Origin of the sequence: Agrobacterium vitis (assembly GCF_013337045.2) — a bacterium.
In the GTDB taxonomy this organism is placed as follows: Bacteria; Pseudomonadota; Alphaproteobacteria; order Rhizobiales; family Rhizobiaceae; genus Allorhizobium; species Allorhizobium vitis_B.
Window position 1 is genome coordinate 967,453 of the sequence record NZ_CP118259.1, and the last position, 24,137, is coordinate 991,589.

General features: G+C 57.0%; 21 protein-coding genes. 15 read left to right on the forward strand and 6 right to left on the reverse strand.

Going from position 1 to position 24,137, the window contains the following annotated elements; translation table 11 throughout:
* The first annotated feature begins 43 nt into the window (after positions 1-43).
* Positions 44-2,320, forward strand: a complete 2,277-nt coding sequence (parC, locus tag G6L01_RS04485) for a DNA topoisomerase IV subunit A (protein ID WP_070167344.1) — start codon at positions 44-46, stop codon at positions 2,318-2,320.
* A 210-nt stretch (positions 2,321-2,530) separates the two neighbouring features.
* Here parC and G6L01_RS04490 read toward each other — a convergent pair whose 3' ends face one another.
* Entirely contained in the window at positions 2,531-4,555 is a 2,025-nt protein-coding gene (locus G6L01_RS04490) for a putative bifunctional diguanylate cyclase/phosphodiesterase (protein ID WP_070167343.1), read from the reverse strand.
* A 317-nt stretch (positions 4,556-4,872) separates the two neighbouring features.
* Here G6L01_RS04490 and G6L01_RS04495 point away from each other — a divergent pair, with 317 nt between their 5' ends.
* A complete protein-coding gene (locus G6L01_RS04495) occupies positions 4,873-5,919 on the forward strand; it encodes a class I SAM-dependent methyltransferase (protein WP_070167342.1) in 1,047 nt (348 codons plus the stop codon).
* A gap of 468 nt (positions 5,920-6,387) precedes the next feature.
* The gene (locus tag G6L01_RS04500; protein WP_070167341.1) at positions 6,388-8,172 is read left to right on the forward strand and encodes a sensor domain-containing phosphodiesterase; all 1,785 of its coding nucleotides are present in this window, start codon (positions 6,388-6,390) and stop codon (positions 8,170-8,172) included.
* Between the two features lie 78 nt (positions 8,173-8,250).
* Here the strand turns inward: G6L01_RS04500 and G6L01_RS04505 are convergent, their stop codons facing one another.
* From G6L01_RS04505 to hemB, 3 genes are all read right to left on the reverse strand, one after another.
* Entirely contained in the window at positions 8,251-9,012 is a 762-nt protein-coding gene (locus G6L01_RS04505; protein WP_070167340.1) for an arginyltransferase, read from the reverse strand.
* A gap of 336 nt (positions 9,013-9,348) precedes the next feature.
* The gene (locus tag G6L01_RS04510; RefSeq protein WP_070167339.1) at positions 9,349-9,807 is read right to left on the reverse strand and encodes an RDD family protein; all 459 of its coding nucleotides are present in this window, start codon (positions 9,805-9,807) and stop codon (positions 9,349-9,351) included.
* A gap of 104 nt (positions 9,808-9,911) precedes the next feature.
* On the reverse strand, positions 9,912-10,925 hold the full coding sequence (hemB, locus tag G6L01_RS04515) for a porphobilinogen synthase (protein WP_070167338.1): 1,014 nt from the start codon (positions 10,923-10,925) through the stop codon (positions 9,912-9,914).
* A gap of 212 nt (positions 10,926-11,137) precedes the next feature.
* Here hemB and G6L01_RS04520 point away from each other — a divergent pair, with 212 nt between their 5' ends.
* The 7 genes from G6L01_RS04520 to G6L01_RS04550 all read left to right on the forward strand — a co-directional run bounded on the left by G6L01_RS04520 (position 11,138) and on the right by G6L01_RS04550 (position 17,648).
* Positions 11,138-11,557: a DUF6163 family protein gene (locus G6L01_RS04520; protein ID WP_070167260.1), complete on the forward strand. Its 420-nt coding sequence runs from the start codon at positions 11,138-11,140 to the stop codon at positions 11,555-11,557.
* A gap of 148 nt (positions 11,558-11,705) precedes the next feature.
* Entirely contained in the window at positions 11,706-12,218 is a 513-nt protein-coding gene (ldtR, locus tag G6L01_RS04525; protein WP_015915576.1) for a transcriptional regulator LdtR, read from the forward strand.
* Between the two features lie 412 nt (positions 12,219-12,630).
* Positions 12,631-13,956, forward strand: coding sequence for a L,D-transpeptidase family protein (locus G6L01_RS04530; RefSeq protein ID WP_070167259.1), 1,326 nt, complete (start codon positions 12,631-12,633; stop codon positions 13,954-13,956).
* A gap of 202 nt (positions 13,957-14,158) precedes the next feature.
* Complete coding sequence (glyA, locus tag G6L01_RS04535) at positions 14,159-15,448, forward strand: serine hydroxymethyltransferase (protein WP_060715809.1); 1,290 nt, start codon at positions 14,159-14,161, stop codon at positions 15,446-15,448.
* 9 nt (positions 15,449-15,457) lie between these two features.
* A complete protein-coding gene (gene nrdR / locus G6L01_RS04540) occupies positions 15,458-15,934 on the forward strand; it encodes a transcriptional regulator NrdR (RefSeq protein ID WP_015915579.1) in 477 nt (158 codons plus the stop codon).
* 2 nt (positions 15,935-15,936) lie between these two features.
* Positions 15,937-17,037, forward strand: a complete 1,101-nt coding sequence (gene ribD / locus G6L01_RS04545; RefSeq protein WP_070167258.1) for a bifunctional diaminohydroxyphosphoribosylaminopyrimidine deaminase/5-amino-6-(5-phosphoribosylamino)uracil reductase RibD — start codon at positions 15,937-15,939, stop codon at positions 17,035-17,037.
* The gene (locus G6L01_RS04550) at positions 17,037-17,648 is read left to right on the forward strand and encodes a riboflavin synthase (RefSeq protein WP_070167257.1); all 612 of its coding nucleotides are present in this window, start codon (positions 17,037-17,039) and stop codon (positions 17,646-17,648) included. Before ribD ends, G6L01_RS04550 begins: the two co-directional genes overlap by 1 nt.
* A 61-nt stretch (positions 17,649-17,709) precedes the next feature.
* Here the strand turns inward: G6L01_RS04550 and G6L01_RS04555 are convergent, their stop codons facing one another.
* Complete coding sequence (locus G6L01_RS04555; protein WP_070167256.1) at positions 17,710-18,078, reverse strand: hypothetical protein; 369 nt, start codon at positions 18,076-18,078, stop codon at positions 17,710-17,712.
* 56 nt (positions 18,079-18,134) lie between these two features.
* Here G6L01_RS04555 and G6L01_RS04560 point away from each other — a divergent pair, with 56 nt between their 5' ends.
* The 5 genes from G6L01_RS04560 to G6L01_RS04580 all read left to right on the forward strand — a co-directional run bounded on the left by G6L01_RS04560 (position 18,135) and on the right by G6L01_RS04580 (position 23,286).
* Positions 18,135-18,311, forward strand: coding sequence for a hypothetical protein (locus tag G6L01_RS04560; RefSeq protein ID WP_156584203.1), 177 nt, complete (start codon positions 18,135-18,137; stop codon positions 18,309-18,311).
* A gap of 298 nt (positions 18,312-18,609) precedes the next feature.
* Positions 18,610-19,068 (forward strand): 6,7-dimethyl-8-ribityllumazine synthase, encoded by a 459-nt coding sequence (gene ribH, locus G6L01_RS04565; RefSeq protein ID WP_015915583.1) that lies wholly within the window; start codon positions 18,610-18,612, stop codon positions 19,066-19,068.
* Positions 19,069-19,072: 4 nt separating this feature from the next.
* The gene (gene nusB, locus G6L01_RS04570; protein WP_015915584.1) at positions 19,073-19,555 is read left to right on the forward strand and encodes a transcription antitermination factor NusB; all 483 of its coding nucleotides are present in this window, start codon (positions 19,073-19,075) and stop codon (positions 19,553-19,555) included.
* 26 nt (positions 19,556-19,581) lie between these two features.
* The gene (locus tag G6L01_RS04575) at positions 19,582-20,808 is read left to right on the forward strand and encodes an MFS transporter (protein WP_070167254.1); all 1,227 of its coding nucleotides are present in this window, start codon (positions 19,582-19,584) and stop codon (positions 20,806-20,808) included.
* Between the two features lie 339 nt (positions 20,809-21,147).
* Positions 21,148-23,286 (forward strand): sodium-translocating pyrophosphatase, encoded by a 2,139-nt coding sequence (locus G6L01_RS04580; protein ID WP_070167253.1) that lies wholly within the window; start codon positions 21,148-21,150, stop codon positions 23,284-23,286.
* 78 nt (positions 23,287-23,364) lie between these two features.
* On the opposite strand, the gene G6L01_RS04585 is transcribed toward G6L01_RS04580, so the two are convergent.
* Positions 23,365-23,871 carry an outer membrane protein assembly factor BamE gene (locus G6L01_RS04585; RefSeq protein ID WP_041697810.1) on the reverse strand — a complete coding sequence of 169 codons (507 nt, stop codon included), beginning with the start codon at positions 23,869-23,871 and terminating at the stop codon, positions 23,365-23,367.
* Between the last annotated feature and the right edge of the window lie 266 nt (positions 23,872-24,137).

A 24,137-nucleotide genomic window follows, 5' to 3' on the forward strand; every position in this document is an offset into this window, starting at 1 on the left:
CGGAATCCTTGCCGTGCAAGGGGTTCTCGGCTACGCAAGGGGCATGGGAAAAAGTCTTATACCGCCTGGCGACGGTGGCGATAACGTCACACCGATCGATCTGAAATACGCGCTGGAAGAGCGCTACCTGGCCTATGCGCTGTCGACCATCATGCACCGGGCTCTGCCTGACGTGCGCGATGGCCTCAAGCCCGTGCATCGGCGCATCATCCATGCGATGAGCGAAATGGGGATCAGGCCCAATTCCGCCTTCAAGAAATGCGCCCGTATCGTTGGCGATGTCATCGGTAAATTTCACCCGCATGGCGACCAGTCCGTTTATGACGCGCTGGTGCGGCTCGCCCAGGATTTTTCGCAGCGTTATCCCGTTGTCGATGGTCAGGGCAATTTCGGCAATATCGACGGCGATTCGGCGGCGGCCTACCGGTATACCGAAGCACGGATGACCGACGTTGCCGGGCTTCTACTGGAAGGTATCGAGCAGGATGCGGTAGATTTCCGCCCGACCTATAACGAGGAAGACGATGAGCCGGTGGTTTTGCCCGGCGCCTTTCCCAATCTGCTTGCCAATGGCGCCTCCGGCATCGCGGTCGGCATGGCAACGTCTATCCCGCCGCACAATGCCCATGAGCTGTGCGATGCGGCGCTCTATCTGATCAAGAACCGCGACGCTTCTGTCGAAGAGCTGTTTGCCGATCCGGCTCATCCGCAGCGCGGCGGCATCGAGGGACCGGATTTCCCGACCGGTGGCATTGTCATCGAAAGCCGCGAAAGCATGCTGGAAACCTACCGCACAGGGCGCGGCGGTTTCCGGGTCCGGGCCAAATGGGAGACGGAAGACCTCGGGCGCGGCGGCTACCAGATCGTCATCACCCAGATCCCGTTCCAGGTGCAGAAATCCCGGTTGATCGAAAAGATCGCCGAATTGCTGATCGCCAAGCGCCTGCCGTTGCTGGAAGACATTCGCGATGAGTCAGCTGAAGACGTTCGCGTCGTGCTGGTGCCGAAGAGCCGGACCGTCGATCCGACTATCCTGATGGAATCGCTGTTCAAGCTCTCTGAGCTGGAAAGCCGCATTCCCCTGAACATGAACGTCCTCTCCCAGGGTAAAGTGCCGAAGGTGATGGCGCTGAACGAGGTGCTGCTGGAGTGGCTGGACCACCGGAAGGATGTGCTGGTGCGCCGGTCGCGCTTCCGGCTGGCGGCCATTGACCGGCGGCTTGAAATTCTCGGCGGGTTGTTGATCGCCTATCTCAATCTCGACGAGGTGATCCGCATCATCCGCGAGGAAGACGAGGCCAAGGACGCGCTGATTGCCCGCTTCGAGCTGACCGACAACCAGGCCGAGGCCATCTTGAACATGCGGTTGCGCAATTTGCGCAAGCTCGAGGAATTCGAGATCCGCAAGGAGCATGATGCGCTCTCCAAGGAAAAGGCAGAGATCGAGACATTGCTGGCCTCTGACGACCTGCAATGGGGGACCGTTGCCTCGGAAATCGGCGAGGTGAAGAAGAAATACGCCAAGGCGACCGACATTGGCCGCCGCCGCACGCTGTTTGCCAATGCGCCGGACGCAGATATCGGTGCCATCCAGCAAGCGATGATCGAGAAAGAGCCGATCACCGTCGTCATCTCCGAAAAGGGCTGGATACGGGCGCTGAAGGGCCACAGCTATGACAAGGCCAGCCTGACCTTCAAGGAAGGCGATGCGCTGCGCGTGGCCTTCCCGGCCCAGACAACAGACAAGATCCTGCTGGTGACCACCGGCGGCAAGGTCTACACGCTTGGTGGCGACAAGCTGCCCGGCGGGCGCGGCCATGGCGAGCCGATCCGCATCATGGTCGATATGGAAAACGATCAGGATGTGCTGACGGCCTTCGTTCATGACCCGGCTCGCAAGCTGCTGATCGCCTCGACCGGTGGCAATGGCTTCATCGTCGCGGAAAGCGACATCACCGCCAATACCCGCAAGGGCAAGCAGGTGATGAATGTCGGCATGCCGGATGAAACCAAGCTGGTCGTGCCGATTTCCGGCGACCATGTGGCTGTGGTTGGCGAAAATCGCAAAATGGTGGTCTTCCCGCTGGCCCAGATCCCGGAAATGAGCCGTGGCAAGGGCGTGCGTCTGCAACGCTATAAGGACGGCGGTGTCTCCGACATCAAGTGCTTTACCCTTGCAGACGGGCTTTCCTGGGAAGACAGTGCGGGCCGGAGCTTTACCCGCAGCAAGGACGAACTGTTGGAATGGCTGGGTGACCGGGCCGGGTCCGGACGGACGGTTCCCAAGGGCTTCCCGCGCAGCGGCAAATTCAGCGGCTGATTGCCCGTTTCGCCCTGCGCACCATGCAGCGCGCAGGGCCGCCGGTTCTGTTTTGCCTACGGCTCATGCTGTAGAATATTTCTGCATTTCCAAGAAATATTGAATGCCCTAGAGCATCGGACCGAAAATAGGAATCGGACCGATGCTCTAGGTTTTTGTTTACGCATCGGATTCATCCGAAAACCGGTTCCCACTTTTCGGTCCGATGCTTTAGCTGATAAAATGGGTAATCAGCGGCGCATCTGCGCTTTCCGTCTCAGCTGGGCTAAAATGGTTCAGGGGCTTGGACTTGAATACATCCAGGGTTGCAGGGCGGCCGATGTAGAAACCCTGCACATGATCGATGTCGAATTGCCGCATCAACTCCAGCTGGTCAGCGGTCTCGATGCCTTCGACAAGAATGCGGTGGCCACGATTGCGGACCAGCGCGATGATGTCGCGCAGCATGGAGCGTCCCTTCGGCGTATCGCTGTCCTGAAGGAAGGACCGATCGATCTTCACCGTGTCGAAATTGAAGAGCCGCAGCCAGGACAGGCCAGCGAAACCAGTACCGAAATCATCCAGCCAGATGCGGATGCCCATATTTTCAAGGTCCTTGATGCAGCGCAGGATGTCGGATTGACGATCCATACTGATGCCTTCGGTGATTTCGAAGGCGACATGCTGCCCATCGACGCCGGTATCGATCAGGATTTCAGCCACGGCGGCGGCAAAGCCACGGGTTTTCAATTGAATAGGGGAGACATTGATACTGACGACCGGCGCGTGGCCGGGAACGAGAATTTCGTTGCAGGCCTGCCGCAGCGTCCACAAGCCGAGATCGAGGATCGACCCTGTCCGCTCGGCAATCGGGATGAAAACTGAAGGCGTTACAGGCGTCCCATCCAGCAGTTTCAGCCGCATCAGGGCTTCCGCAGCGTCGATCTTGCCGGTCGTGAGGTTGAGGATCGGCTGATAGACGAGGGAAACAAGGTTATTGGCTACAGCCACCCGCAACAGGGCGGCTATGTGTTCGCTATCGTCGCTGCTTTGCGGGTCGTTCGGGTCGAACAACCGCGCGCAATTACGACCATTGGCCTTTGCCGAATAGAGCGCCCGGTCCGCCTCGGTAATGATCTTTTCCAGCCGTGGACCGAAATGAGGGCGTGTAAAGGCCGCGCCGACGCTGACCGTGACGACGTTGATGCCATCCTTGCGCTGATCGTGGACCAGCGACATTTTTTCCACGGTATTGCGAATCATCTCAGCCAGCAGCCCAACATCATCACGGCTAGCGGCTGCAGCCAGAACGATAAATTCCTCGCCGCCATAACGGCCAATGGAGGCATTGAAGGGCAGGAGGGCTGTTTTTAGAGCATTGGCGACCAGGACCAGACAATGGTCGCCAGCTTGATGGCCGTAATAGTCATTGTATTTCTTGAAAAAATCGACGTCGACCAGAATTGCGGCAAAGCCGGTTCCGGAGCTTTGCCATTCAGCCCAATTGTCCCGCAATCGCTGATCGATGGCACGCCGGTTTTCAACGCCGGTCAGATAGTCTGTATTGGAAAGGCGCAGCAGCGCTTTGCCGCGTTCGATCGCTTCCCGATGCTGCTTGCGTGCCTCCAGCGCGTTCAGGAAAACATGGTAGCGCTCCTTGTTCAGTCGCCAGTTTACATAGCTGGTGAAGACGAAGCACAAGACATAAAACGTCGCGAAAGCAATGATGTAAGACGTCTCTCGACCGAAAACACTCGTAACAACCCAGAGAAACAAGGCAAGTACTGAAGCAGAGGTGACAATCGACAATAGGAAATACAGGCCGAAAAACAGGTTGGCACCCATCATGAAAATCGCGCCAAACACCATGTAATAGCGAAAATTCTCAACCGAATCGGTCATTGATGCCGGAAAAAGCCAGCCACCATAGCCGATGATGAGCGCCAGGGCGCAGGTCAAGTCTATCATATTGGCTCTCGGGCCAAAGAATATTTGGGCTTCCAAAATGGCGAGAGACAAAACGCCAACCGCAAAACGGCTGATCAGCAAGGTTGATGCAACGTCAGGAATGAGAATGTAATCCATCCCTGAAAACATCAGATAGACGATCACAGCGATCCAAAGGCCATGGCGTGCTGCGGCAATGCGCTCGGATTCGGTCTGGTCTCGATACAGCTTCACGACTTCTGCAGTTCGCTTTCTGTCAGGGGTGCCACGCCGACCGGTTTTCATTGGGTCCGACCCGGGGTGCTTCATGCTGGATTGTTCCACTGAGTTTTACCGTCGTGAACAGGAATGCAAGCTATTCCTTCATGCGCGCTATTCACACACTCAGCACGATACACTTTTTATTTTAACCCCGAATCTCTAATGTGATACAGCGCACAATTACCCTTAAATTTAATTGGAATTTAGACAAGCGTCAAACCTCTGTATCACGCTGAATATGACGCACTCTCATCTATTAACCTTAATAGAAAATTGCCCAAATCGCCAGTCGTAATAGTTAGAATCAGACTTTATAGTTATCAAGCATTTAATTTTGTCGATAAAACATTAGAGGTAGATCGGATATGCAGTATATAGAAACTGTCTTAGACGGCGAAAGCTTGGTCACTCCAGATGCAATTGCAGCAGAGGTTTTTTCGCCAAAAGGCAAGAAAATCGATGATCGCGAGCGAGTTTTAGCGGAATCCGAATTGGCCCTGGCTCTCAACATTGCCTATCAGCAATTTGAGCACGGTAGAGATCCAGCTGCTATCATTGCAATGATGGCTGGAGCGCTTCATAATCTCCGCAGTAAGGTTTCTCCTGTCTTATGGCAGTCACTGATACCGATGGCGCAAAATCATAAAGTATCTAAGTATTTTCTTGAGGATCCTTTTACGCGCTGGTCTTGCGTCAAGCCGCGCGGCTATTCAGGGGATGCACAATTACTTGATTTTATTTACGGCCATGAAAGCGTTGCGAATGAAATTGCCGCTGCTTCGCCTCTCGGGCTGGCGCTGTATGATTACACCAAGGATGCGTCGTCATCTGTCGCCGTACGGGAGCGCCGCGATCTCCTGACCCAGCATGTCGATGAAATTGCCACGTCACGCGGGCCGGATGCAGAAATCCTGACCATTGCCGCAGGCCACCTACGCGAGGCCAATCGTTCAGTCGCTCTGAAAGAGGGCAGAATCAAGCGCTGGATCGCACTGGATCAGGACCCTGTGAGTGTCGGCTCCATCCGTCGGGATTTCGCAAACACCTGCATTGAGCCTATTGATGGATCAGTCCGTAGCCTCTTGACCAATCAGCATGACCTTGGAACTTTCGATTTCGTCTATGCGTCGGGCCTTTATGACTATCTTAACGACAAGGTAGCTGTAAAGCTGACGAAGAAGTGCCTGTCCATGCTGAAGCCGAATGGTGTCTTTATGTTCGCCAATTTTGCGGAAGATATTGTCGTCGACGGCTATATGGAAACCTTCATGAACTGGGCGCTTTTACTGCGCAGCGAGCAGGACATGTGGCGCGTTATTCATGCAAGCACGCCGGAAGGCGATATCGATGCTCAGGTCCGTTTCGGTGCCAATCGCAATATTGTCTACGGCTTTATCCGCAAGATTGGCTAGGTTAGGCTGGGATTTACTGTATAAGTTCGTGAATATAATATATTTTCGGCTTTGTGCGGAATCCATGAGACGTTACATGAGCCTGCGTCTTACATTTCGGGCGCGTGACTCGTTAAAGAGAATCGATTTCAGCTATTTTGCAGCCAGCATATCTCCCAAATGACTGGCCGCCATTATTCAAACCCAGAATTCTTCGGAATTCTGGGTTTTGTTTTGCATGAAAACAATGCTTCATGATGCTATAACCATAGATAAATTCAAATTTTTTGCAGTTAACATCATCACTTGGTTTTAATCCCTTCTGCTCCATATGGAACAAAGGCTGTGCCCGTGCGTTTTTGATTTCAAACCGTGCTCAATACGCAAGCCGGAAGAGTTTTTTGCCTGGCTGCGCCTTTCGGAACCGCGTTTCTGCGTGGCTGGCTTTCGGCATGATAATCAAATGCTTCGAGCCCTACCAAGAAGGCGATGACTGTGAACCAAAAGCGCGAACTGGCAAGACTGACCAGCCTACGCAACCTGAAAATACTCGATACCCTGCCGAGCGAAAGCTTCGACAGGATTACTCGAATCGTATCGGAATTTTTCGGATTGCCGGTCGCGGCAGTGTCGCTGACAGACGTGGATCGCCAGTGGTTCAAGTCCAAAGTAGGAATCGAGCATAACCAAATTCCGCGGTTCAAGGCGCCCTGCGCTGAAGTCGCGGAAACCTGTCGGCCGCTGATCGTCAACGATTTTCATAATGACGCCTTTTATGTCGATAGTCCCCTCGGGCAGGCTGGCGTTCGGTTTTATGCCGGTGTGCCGCTGATGACGACGGATGGTTATTCCCTGGGCGCGCTCTGCGTTCTTGATAATGAGCCTCACACGGTTGGCGACAGGGAAATGGCTGTGTTGTCAGATATGGCGGCCATGGTCATGGCGCAGATAGAAATGCAGCATGCCGTTGGCCGTATTGAGGCCGCCAGCGGCCTGCCCAACCGTTTCCAATTGTTGAGCGACCTTGCCGATATTGGCAGGCACGGCGCTAGCAAGGAACGGTTGATCGGCGTTCTCGATCTGGCGCGCACCATGCAGTTCGACCGGTTGTCGCGTGTCATGGGCCCATCGCATCTGGATGGTGTCATCCGCTCCGTGGCGCAGTTCCTGCAGAGGTCGATGGGTGATCATACCGCCTCCTATCATATTGGCGCGATGCAGTTTGCCTTGATCCCGCCGGAGGATGCCACATCCGAAAGCTTGCTGCCTGTGCTGGAACGCTTACTGTCTGATGTCGGCGAGGTGGGAAATCTTCGTTTGACGATGACGCCCTCGCTTGGGGTGACCTGGTTCAATCCGGGCGCAATGGAGCCTGAAAACGTGCTGCGCTCGCTGCAAAGTGCGGTTCAAGACGCGCGCGACAGCGAAACCGGCATTGCCTTTTTTTCCGACGATCATGATTTGCTGCATCGCCGTAACTTCCGCCTTTTGCAGGATTTTCCTGTCGCTCTGGCGTCTCAGGATCAATTGCATCTGGTTTTCCAGCCGCGGCTGTCTTTGAAAACCGGTCAGGCGGAATGCGCCGAAGCGTTGCTGCGCTGGAACCATCCTGAACTGGGGTCGATTTCACCAGCCGAATTCGTGCCGGTTATCGAAGCGTCCGATCTGGTGCGCGCCATGAGCGCCTGGGTGATCGACAAGGCGCTGTCCCATCTGGCCATCTTACGGGGACAAGGCATCGACATACGATTGTCGATCAATATTTCGGCTCTCAATTTGAATGAGCCGGAGTTTCTGGAACTCCTGAAGGAGAAACTAGAGAAATACGATGTCCTGCCGGGTCAGATCGAATTTGAATTGACGGAAACAGCGATGATGGGGGAGACTGAAAAATCACTCGACCTTCTTCATGCGCTGAGCGCCCATGGCGTCCGGTTGGCGATCGACGACTTCGGCACTGGCTATAGCAGCTTGGCCTATATGCAGAAATTGCCTGCTGATGTCGTGAAAATCGACCGTTCTTTCGTCGCGGATATGGCAAAAGGCAATCGCGAGCGTGTGTTGGTGCGATCGATGATCGACCTCTCGCACAGTCTTGGTTATGAAGTGGTGGCGGAAGGCGTCGAAACGCTTGAGGCCGCTGATCTCCTGCAAACCATGGGATGCGATGAAATTCAGGGCTTCTGGCTGTCGCGTCCCATGGCAGCGGAAGTTCTGCCGGAATGGCTGCGCAATCGCCGTGAGGTTGCCGATCAAGCGGCGCGAGTCGCCTGATCCATACCAGCCCTCCAGGATGCTGGCGCATCCTCCTCTTGAGGAGACTGTAAAGGAAAACGAAGAGTGAGCTTCGGTTTACTCTTCGCCGCCGCTTTCTGGCTCATAACGGGTCCAGCCCTGGCTGAGCAGATGTTCCTGCGGCAGGAAGCGGATTTTATATCCCATTTTACGGGAGCCGTTTACCCAATATCCGAGATAGACATGGGGTAGGCCCATCTCGTTGGCACGGCGGATATGGTCGAGAACCATGAAGGTGCCGAGAGAGCGTTTTTCCATGGCCGGATTGAAAAACGAATAAACCATCGACAATCCGTCGCTGAGGATATCGGATAGCGCCACGGCCACCAGTTCGCCGGGGCGGTCGCTGTCCTCGTCCAATTTCGGTAGGCGATATTCAATCACCTTGGTCTTCACATGGCTGTCTTCCACCATGATCGCAAAATCGAGCGCGGACATATCCGACATGCCGCCCTGCTGGTGGCGATGATCAAGATAGGTGCGAAACAGTGAGAATTGTTCGGTCGAAGGCTGGGCTGCAAAGACGCTGCCGGTGAGATCGGCATTGACGCCTGCTACGCGACGCATGGTCCGGTTAGGCTGGAATTCCCGGGCGACGATCCGCACGGAAATGCAGGCGCGGCAGGTTTCGCAGGCTGGACGGTAGGCGATATTCTGCGACCGGCGAAAGCCGCCCTGCGTCAGGAGATCGTTCATTTCCGGCGCGCGTGGTCCAACAAGGTGCGTGAAGACCTTCCGCTCCATTTCCCCCGCCAGGTAAGGGCAGGGCGCGGGCGCTGTCAGATAAAACTGCGGAGACGTAGCAGCCTGCGTGTTCATGCTTTGTCTATGCGTCCTCTCAGGCACCCGGAAAAGCGCGCTGGCTTCATTGGCCGGGAATGCACATTACACCAAGACATCGAAGGTGCTAACGCATCCTCACCTTGCAGGAATGTCGAATATCTCAAATGCATCAAGCGCTTGAGCTATCCAAAAATGCAATACCAAAAATCATTTTCAATGATTCCCGGTATTGCCCATGACCTTCAAGTTCATGTCTAGCATGGCTCAAGATTTCAAAAGGTCAACTATTTCATTTCACGATTTGGTTGTTCAACGCGAAATTGTAAGCGTTCCCTTCGTGACTACCAATTTTTGGTCGGCATTGCCTGTCACTCAGCCAGCGCGGAGCGCAGCGGTGCCGAGCAGCAAGTCATGGACCAGTCGCGAGCGATCGGTAAACAGGCCCGCCAGCAGGATCAGCGGCGTCAGCACGGAATTGAGGATCCAGAATAGTGCCAGATGGGCAATGGCGGTTACGAAATCGATCTTGCTGCCATCCAGGCGAATCATGGCAATTCCCATGGCCCGCATGCCAGGTGTGGCCTGAGTGCGTCCAGCCAGCGACAGGCCGAAATAAAGGCCCGCGACAATGAAAAACAGAATGGGATACAGGAGCCAGCCGAGGCCAAGCGTGATGACGCCAAGGAAAAACACCACGACGGCGGCGGGAACCCAAAGGAGCCCGACCAGGACATAGTCGATGATGAAGGCAAAGACCCGGCGCGATAGCACGCCGCTATAGGCGCGCCAGTCGGTGGGAGCCACGGTGGTCATATTCGGATCGAAGCTCATGATCGTCTCCTTGGTCGATCACGATGATATGGGATGCCCCGGTCCAAAATACAATTGTCTTCTATCGGGGACCCTTGCATGGGGCAGCGTCCCACCGAAAACCGTTAGCTTTTGGCGAGCCGCTTTGCTGCTTCCACGGCGAAATAGCTGAGAATGCCATCGCATCCGGCCCGTTTGAAGCAGAGCAGGGTTTCCATCATCACCCGTTCCTCGTCGATCCAGCCGTTCAGGCCTGCCGCTTTGATCTGCGCATATTCGCCTGACACTTGATAGGCAAAGACCGGCAGGCTGAAGGCTTCCTTGAGGCGCCAGCAAATATCCAGATAGGGCAGGCCGGGCTTGACCATCAGCATATCCGCCCCTTCCTCGACATCCATGGCAGCATCGCGCACCGCTTCGGTGCCATTGGCCGGGCTGATGTAATAGCTGTTCTTGTCGCCCTTCAGCAGGCCTGCGGTGGAAATCGCCTCGCGATAGGGGCCGTAATAGCCGGAGGAGAATTTCGTCGCATAGGACATGATGCCGACCGACTGGTGACCGGCAGCGTCGAGCCCGCGGCGGATGGCACCGATTCGCCCATCCATCATTTCGGACGGGGCGATAATGTCGGAGCCGGCATCGGCCTGCAGGATGGCGGCCTTGACCACCTGATCGACCGTTTCGTCATTGACGATATCATCGCCGCGCAAAATACCGTCATGCCCATGGCTGGTGAACGGGTCCAGCGCCACATCGGTAATCACCCCGATGTTGGCGACGGCTTTCTTGATGGCGGCTGTCGCCTGATTGAGCAGGTTATTGGCTTCCAGGATATGGGAACCCGTCTGGTCGCGCAGGTTCATCTCGATATTCGGAAAGGTGGCAATGGCGGGAATGCCGAGATCGGCGGCTTCCTTCACCGCTTCGACGGCCTTATCGACACTCATCCTGTTGACCCCCGGCATGGCGGCGATCGGCTCGACGATGCCGCTGCCGGGCACGAGAAATATCGGCCAGATCAGGTCGTCCACCGTCAACCGGCTTTCCTGGACCATCCGGCGCGTCCAGTCCGCCTTGCGGTTGCGGCGCATGCGCCGGTGGCCGGTAATATCGTCGACGAGGTGGGTCTTGTTGGTCATCGCGGTCTCCAGTCTTCAGGCCTGCTCTCTTATGATGCCGTTTATCATGCACAGGGATGTTTGCCCACTGCGGCAACCTGACCGCCCCCACCCCCACACCCACCCCCGGGCATAGCGATGCTCGGATAAAACCGTCCGCGGATTGTTTGTCTCCCCATAAATTTCACCTGTCGCCGATACCGGTCCGGTCAATTATGCGATATCGTTGCACAATGATTGATGATGTCGTCCATACGCCAAAACCCAGCCTCGTAGACCTGTTGTTCGTGCTCTTCCTGCGCGTTGTTGCGCTTGCCTGCCTTTGGCTGGGCTTACAGTTCTGGGGCCTGCTGGTGGGCTTTGCCGGTGACGGCCTTGGGCGGTTCGACCTGATGAATGTGCCTTGGCGCATTGCCAGCTGCGGGCTGGCCGTGATGCTGCCGGTGGCAGGGGTTGGGTTGTGGATGACGGTCTCCTGGGGGCCTGTCATCTGGGTGATTGCCGCCAGCGGCCAGATCCTGATGCATGCCGTGTGGCCGGGCATTTTCGGACGCGATCCGCTGATCGTCGCATTCCATCTGATTGTCGCCGTCGTTTATATCGCTTTCCGCCTGGCAATCCTGATGCAAAAGCGCCGGCGCGTCACGGCATAAGGAATGGTTTACCCTGATACAAGCAGGCTGAATGGTAAGCCTCTGTTAAGCCTGCGTTTTAAATAGAATTTTATCTGCATTCGATATTGTCACTCACAAGGCGGTTGGAAACCAACAAGGCCGCCACCCAAACAGTGAGGCAGACGATATGACCACGACAAAGATCAAACCGCAGGTGTCCGCTATCGATCACGAAGAGCAGACCATCCGTTCTCTCTATCTTGATTCCCTGCATCTGGTGGAGCGCCTGCACCGCCGCCTGCTCGACGTCATCAAGGACGAATTCGACCGTCAGGGCCGCAACGACGTCAATGCTGTTCAGGCTTTGCTGCTGTTTAACATCGGCAATTCCGAGCTGACGGCCGGTGAATTGCGGTCTCGCGGTTACTACCTCGGCTCCAACGTTTCCTATAACGTCAAGAAGCTGGTTGACCTCGGTTTCATCAATCATTCCCGCTCGCGTGTCGACCGCCGTTCGGTCCGTATTTCCCTGACACCGGAAGGCCAGGACATCGCCGAAACCGTCGCCAAGCTCTATGAGCGTCACGTCGGCTCCATCCAGAAGGTCGGCGGCATCGGTCCTGACGAATTCAACCAGATGAACAGGTTGTTGCAGCGTCTCGATCGCTTCTGGAACGACACGATCGCCTATCGGATGTAGGCCAACCGGCTGCAATGTCTGGCTTTGCTGCCTTGATCGACCGGTAACGGTCATCAATCCCGGCAGATCGATATCGCCTCGCTTCGTTTTGATGCGCGGATGCTTATTCAACACAGTGTTGTGAGCGCCTCGGGCCTGACAAGCTTTGGCCATATTGATATGGGACCGCCAGACTGTGGAATAAGCTGGTTGTTCGACCCGCGCTAAGCCTTGCCTTCGCCCGGGTTCAAAAGAAACTCTTCAGGGCAGAGGGCTTTTGGAACAAGCGATAGCGGCAAACGTTTCTCGCGATGAAAACAATGATTGCGGAACGCCTCCGGCTTTATTAAGCACAATGCCTTCATGGGACCTGATCGTCTCCCATGGGCTAAAGCGTTTCGGGATCGGTGGATCGGTAGGGAAATAGAAGACTATGGCGGACAAGATTAAACTGGTTTCGGTCTCTCGCAGAGCATTGTTGAGAGGCGCGGCATTGGTGGGAGCATCCACGCTGGCCGGGACCGCCATGGCGCAATCTGCCGTCGACGAGCTGATCAATGCTCGCTCGCGGGGCAATTGGGACGACCAGTTCGATGCCCAAACGTCACGTGCTGTCGCCTCGGTGACATCAAATTCGCCGATGTTGAGCGCCACGAACCTGCCGAACCTGCAATTGGCCATTTCCGCCTATCAGCAGATCGTCGCCCAGGGCGGTTGGCCGCAGGTCAATCCCTCGGTGAAATTGAAGCTCGGGTCCGTTGATCCGACCGTGCAGCTACTGCGCCAACGCCTGATGATCTCAGGCGATCTTGGCCAGGAAGCAGGCATGTCCAACTCCTTCGATACCTATGTTGATGGTGCCGTGAAGCGTTTTCAGGCTCGTCACGGTCTTCCAACCGACGGTGCACTCGGCGAATATACGCTGAAAGCCATGAATATCTCTGCCGACGTGCGCCTCAACCAGCTCAATACCAATCTGGTACGCCTGCAGGCAATGTCCGGTGATCTCGGCAACCGGTATGTCATGGTCAACATTCCCTCGATGTCTATCGAGGCTGTCGAAAATGATCGCGTCGCATTGCGCACCAATGCCGTTGTTGGACGTATCGACCGCCCGACCCATTCCATCAATTCCAAGATCTATGAAGTCATCCTGAATCCCTACTGGACTGCGCCGCGCTCGATCGTCGAAAAGGACATCGTGCCGCTGATGCGCAAGGACCCGACGTATCTGACGCGCAATAATATCCGTCTCTTCGATGGCAAAGGCCAGGAAGTGGCTCCGGAAACTGTGGATTGGAACGCGCCAAAGGCGCCGAACCTGATGTTCCGTCAGGACCCTGGCAAGATCAACGCCATGGCCTCGACGAAGATCAACTTCCACAATCCGAACAATGAATATCTGCACGATACGCCGCAGCAGGGGCTGTTCAACAAGCTGATGCGCTTTGAATCCTCCGGCTGCATGCGTGTCCAGAACGTGCGCGATTTGATCACATGGTTGCTGAGGGATACGCCCGGCTGGAACCGTCAGGAAATCGAACGGGTCATCTCGACGCGCCAGAACAACGTGATCAAGCTTTCGCAGGAAGTGCCTGTCTATATCGTTTACATCACGGCGTGGTCTGCCAAGGACAATGTCGTGCAGTTCCGTGATGATATCTACAAGCGTGATGGCGATGCTCAGTTGGCCCTGCAAACCAATATTGGTGTCGAGCAAAATCCGGGCCGGATTGAGGATGACAATTTGCCGCAGTAAGTCTTGCTTCCAAGCATTTTTATCAAGGGCCGCGCTCAAGTTGCGCGGCCTTCTGCGTTTTTACGCGGGCAGCAGGCCGGGTGATACAAGAACAAGTATCGTCTTCCGCGCTTTGACCCGCAAATGTCGTTCTGTTGTCTTGCTCTTGGGGCGCGAGGACGTTAAGACGCGCACGCATCAACGCTTTCAGGAGACTGCGATCATGGCCAATACCGATGCTTTCTTTTCCCGTCCGCTTGCCGAAACCGATCCGGATATTTTTGGTGCGATTGAAAAGGAGCTCGGTCGTCAACGCCATGAAATCGAGCTGATTGCTTCTGAAAACATCGTCTCGCGCGCCGTGCTGGAAGCGCAGGGCTCGATCATGACCAACAAATATGCCGAGGGCTATCCGGGCAAGCGCTATTACGGTGGCTGTCAGTTCGTGGATATTGCCGAGGAATTGGCGATCGAACGCGCCAAGAAGCTGTTTGGCGTCAATTTCGCCAATGTTCAGCCCAATTCCGGTTCGCAGATGAACCAGGCCGTGTTCCTGGCGCTGTTGCAGCCCGGCGATACCTTCATGGGTCTCGACCTGAATTCCGGGGGCCATCTGACCCACGGTTCGCCGGTCAACATGTCCGGCAAGTGGTTCAACGTCGTCTCCTATGGCGTGCGTCAGGACGATAATCTTCTGGACATGGATGCGGTGGCTGAATCCGCCCGCAAGCACAAGCCCAAGCTGATCATCGCCGGTGGCACAGCCTATTCGCGGATCTGGGACTGGAAGCGCTTCCGCGAAATCGCCGATGAAGTTGGCGCCTATCTGATGGTCGATATGGCTCATATCGCCGGTCTGGTTGCTGGCAATCAGCATCCGTCGCCGTTCCCGCATTGCCACGTCGCCACCACCACGACCCACAAGTCGTTGCGTGGCCCGCGTGGCGGCATGATCCTCACCAATGACGAGGATCTGGCCAAGAAATTCAATTCGGCTGTCTTCCCTGGCCTCCAGGGCGGCCCGCTGATGCATGTGATCGCCGCCAAGGCGGTTGCCTTCGGCGAAGCCTTGCAGCCGGAATTCCAGGATTATGCCGCTCAGGTGGTCAAGAACGCCAAGGCTCTGTCCGAAACCCTGGTCAAGGGCGGCCTCGATATCGTCTCTGGCGGTACCGACAACCATTTGATGCTGGTCGACCTGCGCAAGAAGAACGCCACCGGCAAGCGCGCCGAGGCAGCCCTTGGCCGCGCCTATGTCACCTGCAACAAGAACGGCATTCCGTTCGATCCTGAAAAGCCTTTCGTCACCTCGGGTGTTCGCCTCGGCACACCGGCTGGCACGACCCGTGGCTTCAAGGAGGCCGAATTTATCGAAATCGGCAATCTGATCGTTGAGGTGCTTGACGGTCTGAAGGTTGCCAATTCCGACGAGGGCAATAGCGCCGTCGAGGCAAGCGTGCGCGACAAGGTCGTTGGCCTGACCGGCCGTTTCCCGATGTATCCTTACCTGTAAGGCGAAGAGATGCGGTGCCCGTTTTGCGGTTCGGACGATACCCAGGTCAAGGATTCACGCCCGGCGGAGGACAATAGCGCCATCCGCCGGCGTCGGATCTGCCCGGATTGCGGCGGCCGCTTCACTACGTTCGAGCGCGTGCAGCTGCGCGAGCTGACCGTGTTGAAAAAGACGGGTCGCAAGGCGCCTTTCGATCGCAACAAGCTGGTGCGGTCTTTCGAGATCGCCCTTCGCAAACGTCCCGTCGATCGGGACCGGATCGAGCGGGCGGTTTCCGGCATCGTGCGGCGGCTGGAAAGCTCCGGCGAGACGGAAATTTCCTCCGAACAGATCGGCTTGCAGGTGTTGGAAGCGCTGAAAAGCCTCGATGACGTGGCTTTCGTGCGTTACGCCTCGGTCTATCGCGATTTTTCCCATGCCGAGGATTTCGAGCAGGTCATTTCCGAAATTACCGCCAAGATCTCCCAGGATCACGAACCGGGGTAAACATGGTGCGCGAACAGCCTGACGATCAGCGGTTTATGGCAGCGGCGATGAGGCTTGGTCGCAGTCATCTGGGACAAACCCTGACCAACCCGTCGGTCGGCTGCGTGATCGTTGCCGATGGAACCATTGTCGGCTCCGCTGTCACAGCGATTGGCGGACGCCCGCATGCAGAGCGTCAGGCCCTTGCTGTGGCTGGCGAAAAGGCCCGCGGTGCGACGGCCTATGTGACGCTTGAACCCTGTTCCCATCATGGCAAGACCCCGCCTTGTGCTGACGCGCTGGTTGAGGCTGGCGTTGCACGGGTTGTGGTTGCCGTCACCGACCCGGACCCGCGCGTTTCAGGCCGTGGCCTGTCCATCCTGACGGACGCGGGAATCGAGGTGCTGACCGGCGTGCTGGAGCGCGAAGCCCGCTATGGTCTCGCCGCCTATTTGACCCGCCAGACAAAACAGCGCCCGCATGTAACGCTGAAACTGGCTTTGTCGCGCGACGGCATGATCGGTCGGGCGGGCGAGGGGCAGGTGGCGATCACCGGACCACTGGCCCGTACCCAGGTCCAATTGCTGCGCGCCGAGAGCGATGCCATTCTGGTCGGGTTCGGCACGGCAAAAGCTGATGATCCAGAACTGACGGTGCGGCTGGCTGGACGGCATAATCTGTCGCCGCTGCGCATCGTGCTCGACCGGCGGCTGGAACTGCCCCTCGGTTCGAAACTGGTGCAAACGGCGGGGCAAGTGCCGACGGTTTGCGCCTGCGGCGAGCCTTCCACCTTTACCTGCACGGAAAGTTTCGAGGCGTGCCGCACGGCGTTGCAGGCTGCGGGCGTTGATGTCTGGCCGGTGGCCGATCTTGACGATCTCCTGCGTCAACTGGCTGTGCAGGGCATGTCTTCCCTGCTGGTCGAAGGTGGGGCTGCTGCGGCAAAGTCCTTCCTGGACACGGGCCTGGTGGATCGCATCCATCTTTACCAGGGGCCGGATGAAATCGGCCGTAGTGGTCTTGCATCGCCGCTCACGCCTGCCAATATACCTGAAAATTTTCGTCATCTGCGCAGTGTGACCTTCGGCGCGGATCGGTTTTATGAATATGAGCGGGATTTCTGATGTTTACAGGCATTGTCACCGATATCGGCACCGTGGAAGACATCGTACCTTTGAAGGAAGGCGTGAAGCTGCGCATCGCCACAGCCTATGATCCTGACACAATCGACATGGGCGCTTCAATCGCGCATTCCGGCACCTGCCTGACGGTGACTGGTCTGCCTGAAACAGGCAGCAATGCGCGGTGGTTTGAAGTCGAAGCCTGGGAAGAAGCCCTGCGGCTAACCACCATCGGCAGCTGGCAAAAGGGCACGCGGATCAATCTGGAGCGCTCTTTGAAAATCGGCGATGAGCTGGGTGGGCATATCGTCTCGGGCCATGTCGATGGCAAGGCCGAAATCCTGGCGATCAAAGCCGAAGGCGATGCAACCCGCTTCACCCTGCGGGTGCCTGAGCACCTGGCTCGCTTCGTCGCCCCAAAAGGGTCGGTTGCGCTGGATGGCACCTCGCTGACCGTTAATGGGGTCGAGGGCTGCGACTTTGACATCCTGTTGATCCGCCACACGCTGGAAGTGACCACATGGGGCGACCGGCAAGTCGGCGATTTCGTCAATTTCGAAGTCGATACTATGGCGCGCTATGCGGCAAGGCTCGCGGAATTTCCAAAGGCGTAAAAACTTACGCGCTTTTTGAGAAAGGGCGGAAGGGCCGGGCAGCTCCTTCCGCGCATATCCATCAAGCCGAAGCGGTAAACACCGAGATGCTGCCGTCGTCTACCGTGACCATGCCGACAATGGTGGTGACATCGACGCCTTGGCCATCGAGCTGACGCATCAGTTTCGGATTGGCAATAATAGCGGCCTGCAACTTGCGCGCCTGGGCGGAATGTGGGTCCTGCGAATCCAGCGCCTGGCGCATCGGGTCGGATATCTGTAGGCCACGCAGCGGCACGACTGTCAGTCGGTTGCCGACGACGGGTTGTACGGATTGTACGGATTGGGGCCGACCATCTTCGCAGGCCACTTCAACAGCGGCCTGGGATGCGCCACCGAAAGAGATGGCAGCAACGGTGGAAGCACTGAATACATGTCCGATACGGTTCATCGGTAATCTCCTGATCCAAATTATCCCCCGGCTTATCTCGTTCAAGACGCTTGCCGGTGATCAATGATGTGCGTTGCAACAAAGGCAATTTCCAGCCCGCAAACTGCCTTGATGGGTTACAAATCCGTCATCTTGATTTTCATCAAATCGCCATTTTTAGCGCGGGCGAAAGTGTGGCCGTTGACCAATCATCATTACCGCTTTTCTGGCGCGGATTTTCGCAAGATTGCTGATATTTATCAGTAGGTTGACGAAGCGTGTCCTCTGTTGAGGCCATCTCATTGGCGCGCCTTTCAATGACTGATGAGTCAGTAAGATGTCTGCACCTGCCGCAAAACCGGTCCTTTGCAGGCTAGGTCACAATAATGTGCAATAGCGCTTGCGGTGCCGAAGCTGAGGGAGCCGGATTGCAAGGCTTTGGCGGCATTTCGGCGGGTTTTTCGGAAAAACACTTGCCATTCGGGGTAGGGCATGGTTTGACCCCGCATCCAATCATTGCCATTTTCTCCATCCGTTCCGGGGTGACCGCTTATGTCTGACCAGTATTCCGCACCGCACCTTCTTATTGTCGAGGCCCGTTTCTACGACGACATGGCCGATGCGCTTCTGGACGGCGCCAAGGCGGTGCTGGATGAGGCAGGTGCCAGCTATGACATCGTCACCGTCATGGGCGCGCTCGAAGTCCCCGCGGCTATTTCCATGGCGCTCGACGGCGCCGACAATGGCGGCGTGGTCTATGATGGCTATGTGGCTCTCGGCATGGTTATCAGGGGTGAGACCTATCACTTCGATATCGTCGCCAACGAATCCTCCCGCGCCCTGATGGATCTTTCCGTGTCAGAATCGCTTGCCATCGGCAACGGCATCCTGACGGTAGAGAATGACGAACAGGCTTGGGCCCGCGTCAAGCGGACAGACAAGGACAAGGGTGGCTTTGCCGCTCGCGCCGCTTTGACGATGATTGCCCTGAAGCAGAAATTTGGTGGCTGAACCGATGACGACCGAAAATAACAAACCGCCGGTCAAGACCGCCAACCAGCGCGGCGCCGCCAGACTTGCCGCCGTGCAGGCCCTCTACCAGATGGATATCGGCGGCACCGGCGTTCTTGAAGTCGTTGCAGAATACGAGACCCATCGTCTCGGTCAGGAAATCGACGGCGAAACCTATCTGAAGGCCGATGCCTCCTGGTTCCGCTCCATCGTGGCCGGTGTGGTCCGCGACCAGACCAAGATCGATCCGCTGATCCGTCAGGCCTTGCAGGACGATTGGTCGCTGGCCCGGGTCGATAGCACCGTGCGGGCCATTCTACGCGCTGGCACATTCGAATTGCTGGAACGCAAGGACGTACCCATTGCGGTGATCGTCACGGAATATGTCGAGATTGCCCACGCCTTTTTCCAGGAAGACGAGCCCAAGCTGGTCAATGCGGTACTGGACCGGATTGCAAAGCAGGTCCGGGTTCCCGCAGTCAAGTAACAGCCCTTCGGGGGAAGGGCAGGGACATGGCAGTGGAAAGCAGCACTGGCCTTGAACATCAGTTGCGAGGCGCAAAGCGCACCGTTGCTATCCTGACCGCTGCCCAGGCGGTTCTGGGCTCTGTTGCCCCCCTGTCCTTTTCCCTGGGCGGGCTTGCCGGTTACCAAATGCTGGGCGCCGATAAATCGCTGGCGACAGCGCCGCTCACCGGCTTCAACATTGGTGTTGCCCTTGGTGCGGTGGCAATTGCCATTGCGTCCCGCTTGTTTGGCCGCAAGGCTGCATTCATCATGGGAGCTGGTTCGGCGGCGATTGGCGGATTGGTCGCCACGCTGGCGTTGTTCAGGATCGATTTCTGGCTGTTTGCCTTTGGCCTGCTGCTGATTGGCCTGTCCAGCGGCTTTACCCAGAAGATCAGGTTTGCCGCCGCCGACAGTTCGCCCAGCTATTTCAAGGGCGAGGCCATTTCCTGGATTCTCGCAGGCGGCATTGTTTCGGCGATCCTTGGTCCGCAATTGGCGATCTGGCTGAAAGATCTGTTCGAGCCGGTGTTGTTTGCCGGTGCATTCCTGGCGCTGGCACCGCTGATGCTGCTGGCCATTGCGATTCTCAGCTTCGTTCATCTTGGGCAGCCGCTCGGCCACCAGGATGACAGCGCCAAGCCCGCTCGCCCGCTGCGTGAGATCGTGTTGACGCAACGGTTCATCACCGGGATGATCTGCGGTATCTGCACCTATGCGCTGATGACCTTCATGATGACCGGCGCGCCGCTCGCCATGGTGATCGGCTGCGGCTTTACCTCCGATCAGGCGACACTCGGCATTCAATGGCATGTCATCGCCATGTTTGCGCCAAGCTTTTTCACCGGACGGCTGATCCGCCGGTTCGGAGCGGAAAAGGTCGTTGCCGCCGGTCTGCTGATCCTGATGGGCTGCGCCGTCGTTGCGCATATGGGCGTCGAACTCTGGAATTTCTGGGGCGCGCTGGTGCTGCTCGGCATCGGCTGGAATTTCGGCTTCATCGGCGCGACAGCCATCGTAGCCTCCTCCTATCGGCCGCAGGAAGCTGACAAGGTTCAGGGTTTCCATGACATCATCCTGTTCAGCACGGTTGCCCTCTCGTCCTTTTCTTCCGGCAAGGTGTTTACCGCCTATGGCTGGTCGGTGATGAACCTGGTGATCTGGCCGGTAACCGTACTTTGCCTCGTGTTGATTGCGCTGCAATTGCTTGCCGAGCGTCGCGCCAAGGCCTGACGGCTCCTAGTACCCTCCAACAAAGCCCTTCACGGCGGAACATTTCCCGACGGTTGTTGATTGCGTTCAGGCATGGCAGGGCGCTTTGAAATCCGGTTGCACGCTCTTGACCTTTGCAGCGTGAAAAGCGCACTCTGCCTTACAGTCTGTTCAAGAATTGCTGCTGGCCTGGCGAAAATGGTGATTTCGAGAACCGGAACGGAGCGTACTTAACGTACGTGAGTACCGGAAGCGCAGAAATTGCCATTTGCAGACGGACAGCGGCGATTGTTGGATAGACTGTTAGAAACAGGCAACGTCCTTGGAGGAGAGGGCGGTGTCCAACAGGGAGGCGTTGGAATGGCAGTTCTGTTAGGCGTAATTCTATGTGGCTTGATTTCGGTGGCCTATGCGGTCTGGGCAACACAGGCGGTATTGGCTGCTGACCAGGGCACGCCGCGTATGCAGGAAATCGCAGGCTATATCCGCGAAGGGGCGCAGGCCTATCTGGCCCGTCAATATCTGACCATCGCTATCGTTGGCGCCGTGGTGTTTGCAGGCGTCTGGTACCTGTTGTCGGGAGAGGCTGCCATTGGCTTCCTGATCGGCGCGGTCCTCTCAGGTGCAGCGGGCTTTATCGGCATGCATGTGTCGGTGCGCGCCAATGTCCGCACCGCGCAGGCCTCGGCCCAGAGCCTGGCCGCCGGTCTCGACATTGCCTTCAAATCCGGGGCGATTACCGGCATGCTGGTGGCTGGTCTCGCCCTTCTCGGCGTCTCCGTTTATTATCTCATCCTGACCTATGGTCTTGGCCATGCAAGCGGCTCGCGCGATGTCATCGATGCGCTGGTGGCGCTCGGCTTCGGCGCTTCGCTGATCTCGATTTTCGCCCGGCTTGGCGGCGGTATCTTCACCAAAGGTGCCGATGTCGGCGGCGATCTGGTCGGCAAGGTTGAGGCAGGCATTCCTGAGGATGATCCGCGCAACCCGGCCACCATTGCCGATAATGTCGGTGACAATGTCGGCGATTGCGCCGGCATGGCCGCCGACCTGTTTGAGACCTACGCGGTCTCTGTGGTTGCCACCATGGTGCTGGCGGCGATTTTCTTCGCGGGCAGCGCGATACTGGAAAGTGCCATGATCTATCCGCTGGCGATTTGCGGCACCTGCATCCTGACCTCGATTGCCGGTACGTTTTTCGTCAAGCTCGGCGTCAACGGTTCGATCATGGGCGCGCTCTACAAAGGCCTGATCGTCACTGGCCTGCTTTCGATCATCGGTCTGGCCGTGGCAACCCAGCTTACCATCGGTTGGGGCGCGATTGGCAGCGTTGCGGGTCAGGCCATCACTGGCGTCAACCTGTTCATTTGCGGCATTCTCGGCCTGGTCGTGACCGCGCTGATCGTTGTGATCACCGAATACTATACCGGAACCAACAAACGCCCGGTCAATTCCATCGCCCAGGCGTCGGTGACCGGCCACGGCACCAACGTTATCCAGGGTCTGGCGGTTTCCCTTGAGTCAACCGCGCTTCCGGCGCTGGTGATTATCGGCGGCATCATCTCCACCTATCAGCTGGCCGGTCTGTTTGGCACGGCCATCGCCGTCACCACCATGCTGGGGCTGGCGGGGATGATCGTCGCGCTCGACGCTTTCGGTCCTGTGACCGACAATGCTGGCGGCATCGCCGAAATGGCGCATCTGCCGCCGGAGGTGCGCAAGGTTACCGATGCGCTGGACGCGGTTGGCAATACGACGAAAGCCGTTACAAAGGGCTATGCCATCGGTTCGGCAGGGCTTGGCGCGCTGGTGCTGTTTGCCGCCTATTCCAATGACCTGCAATATTTCGCCGCCAATGGCGACCAATACCCCTATTTCGCCGGGATCGGCGACATATCCTTCAGCCTCTCCAACCCTTACGTAGTGGCCGGGCTGATTTTTGGTGGTCTCATTCCCTATCTGTTCGGCGGTATCGCCATGACGGCAGTGGGACGAGCCGCTGGCTCCATCGTTGAGGAGGTGCGCCGCCAATTCCGCGAAAAGCCCGGCATCATGCAGGGCACCGAGAAGCCGGATTATGGCCGGGCTGTGGATATCCTCACCAAGGCGGCAATCCGCGAAATGATCGTGCCGTCGTTGTTGCCGGTGTTGGCACCCATCGTCGTCTATTTCGGTGTGCTGATGGTCTCCGGCTCCAAGGCCTCGGCCTTTGCGGCGCTGGGGGCATCCTTGCTCGGGGTGATCGTCAACGGCCTGTTCGTGGCAATTTCCATGACATCGGGCGGCGGCGCCTGGGATAATGCCAAGAAGAGTTTTGAGGATGGTTTTGTTGACAAGGATGGGACAACGCATCTGAAAGGGTCAGACGCCCATAAGGCGTCGGTGACAGGCGATACGGTTGGCGATCCCTACAAGGATACGGCAGGTCCTGCCGTCAATCCGGCCATCAAGATCACCAATATCGTTGCTCTGTTGCTGCTGGCCATTCTTGCCGGTTAAGAGTGTTTGATACACCGCAGACATAGAAAAACCCGCGACCGTGAGGCCGCGGGTTTTGTTTTGATATCGAGGCTCTGCTTATTGGAAGCCGAGCATGTTCTTGACGCTGTTGGCAGCGCCGTTGCCGCCCGACAGAATCTGTTGCAGGAAGCTGAGGTCCTTGCCGCCGGTTGGCGTGGTGCGCGACACCATGTCGAAGACCTTGCCGTCCTTCATGCTGTAGTTGGCGCGCTGTACGACCGTGCCGTTCTTGTCGAAGTAAATCGCCAGAACCTGCTGATCGACCAGCTGCTGCTTCATGAAGGCCACGGGGCGCTTGCGGGTCTGGGAGATATAATAGAATACCTCGCCATCGAAGGTCGCCGTAGTGGACGGCGTGCCGAGCGATAGCAGGACCTGTTCGCGGCTGGCCCCGACCGGCACCAGATCGAGCGCCTTCGGGTCCACAATATAGCCGTTATGGAAAACTTCGCCGGTCGTGCAGCCGGTCAAGCCGCCGGTTGCGATCAGCAAAGTCATCGCGGCCAGGCCGATTGCCCTGGCGTCGGGCCGGAAATACCGTCTCTTCAATGATGCATCTCCCATCATGCTCTCTTCTTCCCGCCTGCAGGCCAGGTTCGTTCTTGCGCCAGCCATTTCTTGCGCCAGTCGCTTCTTGTGCTTATCCGCTTGCGTCTTGCCCATATCATTGTGGCCTTTCCGGGGAAACCGAAAAGACGGAGCAACGATATGTTTCAAGCTCCAACCCGCTTTGGCCGATACGATTGCCATCGGCAGGGCCGGTCCGGTAAAACGGCATTGCAATTCATGACTGCTTCGGTAAACCAGCTTTAGCCATCATGCAACATCGG

Bases quoted from the DNA above. Each gene is read 5' to 3' on its own strand.
- parC (WP_070167344.1), top strand. From the start codon at position 44: ATGGGAAAAAGTCTTATACCGCCTGGCGACGGTGGCGATAACGTCACA.
- G6L01_RS04490 (WP_070167343.1), bottom strand. From the start codon at position 4,555: ATGAAGCACCCCGGGTCGGACCCAATGAAAACCGGTCGGCGTGGCACC.
- G6L01_RS04495 (WP_070167342.1), top strand. From the start codon at position 4,873: ATGCAGTATATAGAAACTGTCTTAGACGGCGAAAGCTTGGTCACTCCA.
- G6L01_RS04500 (WP_070167341.1), top strand. From the start codon at position 6,388: ATGACTGTGAACCAAAAGCGCGAACTGGCAAGACTGACCAGCCTACGC.
- G6L01_RS04505 (WP_070167340.1), bottom strand. From the start codon at position 9,012: ATGAACACGCAGGCTGCTACGTCTCCGCAGTTTTATCTGACAGCGCCC.
- G6L01_RS04510 (WP_070167339.1), bottom strand. From the start codon at position 9,807: ATGAGCTTCGATCCGAATATGACCACCGTGGCTCCCACCGACTGGCGC.
- hemB (WP_070167338.1), bottom strand. From the start codon at position 10,925: ATGACCAACAAGACCCACCTCGTCGACGATATTACCGGCCACCGGCGC.
- G6L01_RS04520 (WP_070167260.1), top strand. From the start codon at position 11,138: ATGATTGATGATGTCGTCCATACGCCAAAACCCAGCCTCGTAGACCTG.
- ldtR (WP_015915576.1), top strand. From the start codon at position 11,706: ATGACCACGACAAAGATCAAACCGCAGGTGTCCGCTATCGATCACGAA.
- G6L01_RS04530 (WP_070167259.1), top strand. From the start codon at position 12,631: ATGGCGGACAAGATTAAACTGGTTTCGGTCTCTCGCAGAGCATTGTTG.
- glyA (WP_060715809.1), top strand. From the start codon at position 14,159: ATGGCCAATACCGATGCTTTCTTTTCCCGTCCGCTTGCCGAAACCGAT.
- nrdR (WP_015915579.1), top strand. From the start codon at position 15,458: ATGCGGTGCCCGTTTTGCGGTTCGGACGATACCCAGGTCAAGGATTCA.
- ribD (WP_070167258.1), top strand. From the start codon at position 15,937: ATGGTGCGCGAACAGCCTGACGATCAGCGGTTTATGGCAGCGGCGATG.
- G6L01_RS04550 (WP_070167257.1), top strand. From the start codon at position 17,037: ATGTTTACAGGCATTGTCACCGATATCGGCACCGTGGAAGACATCGTA.
- G6L01_RS04555 (WP_070167256.1), bottom strand. From the start codon at position 18,078: ATGAACCGTATCGGACATGTATTCAGTGCTTCCACCGTTGCTGCCATC.
- ribH (WP_015915583.1), top strand. From the start codon at position 18,610: ATGTCTGACCAGTATTCCGCACCGCACCTTCTTATTGTCGAGGCCCGT.
- nusB (WP_015915584.1), top strand. From the start codon at position 19,073: ATGACGACCGAAAATAACAAACCGCCGGTCAAGACCGCCAACCAGCGC.
- G6L01_RS04575 (WP_070167254.1), top strand. From the start codon at position 19,582: ATGGCAGTGGAAAGCAGCACTGGCCTTGAACATCAGTTGCGAGGCGCA.
- G6L01_RS04580 (WP_070167253.1), top strand. From the start codon at position 21,148: ATGGCAGTTCTGTTAGGCGTAATTCTATGTGGCTTGATTTCGGTGGCC.
- G6L01_RS04585 (WP_041697810.1), bottom strand. From the start codon at position 23,871: ATGGGAGATGCATCATTGAAGAGACGGTATTTCCGGCCCGACGCCAGG.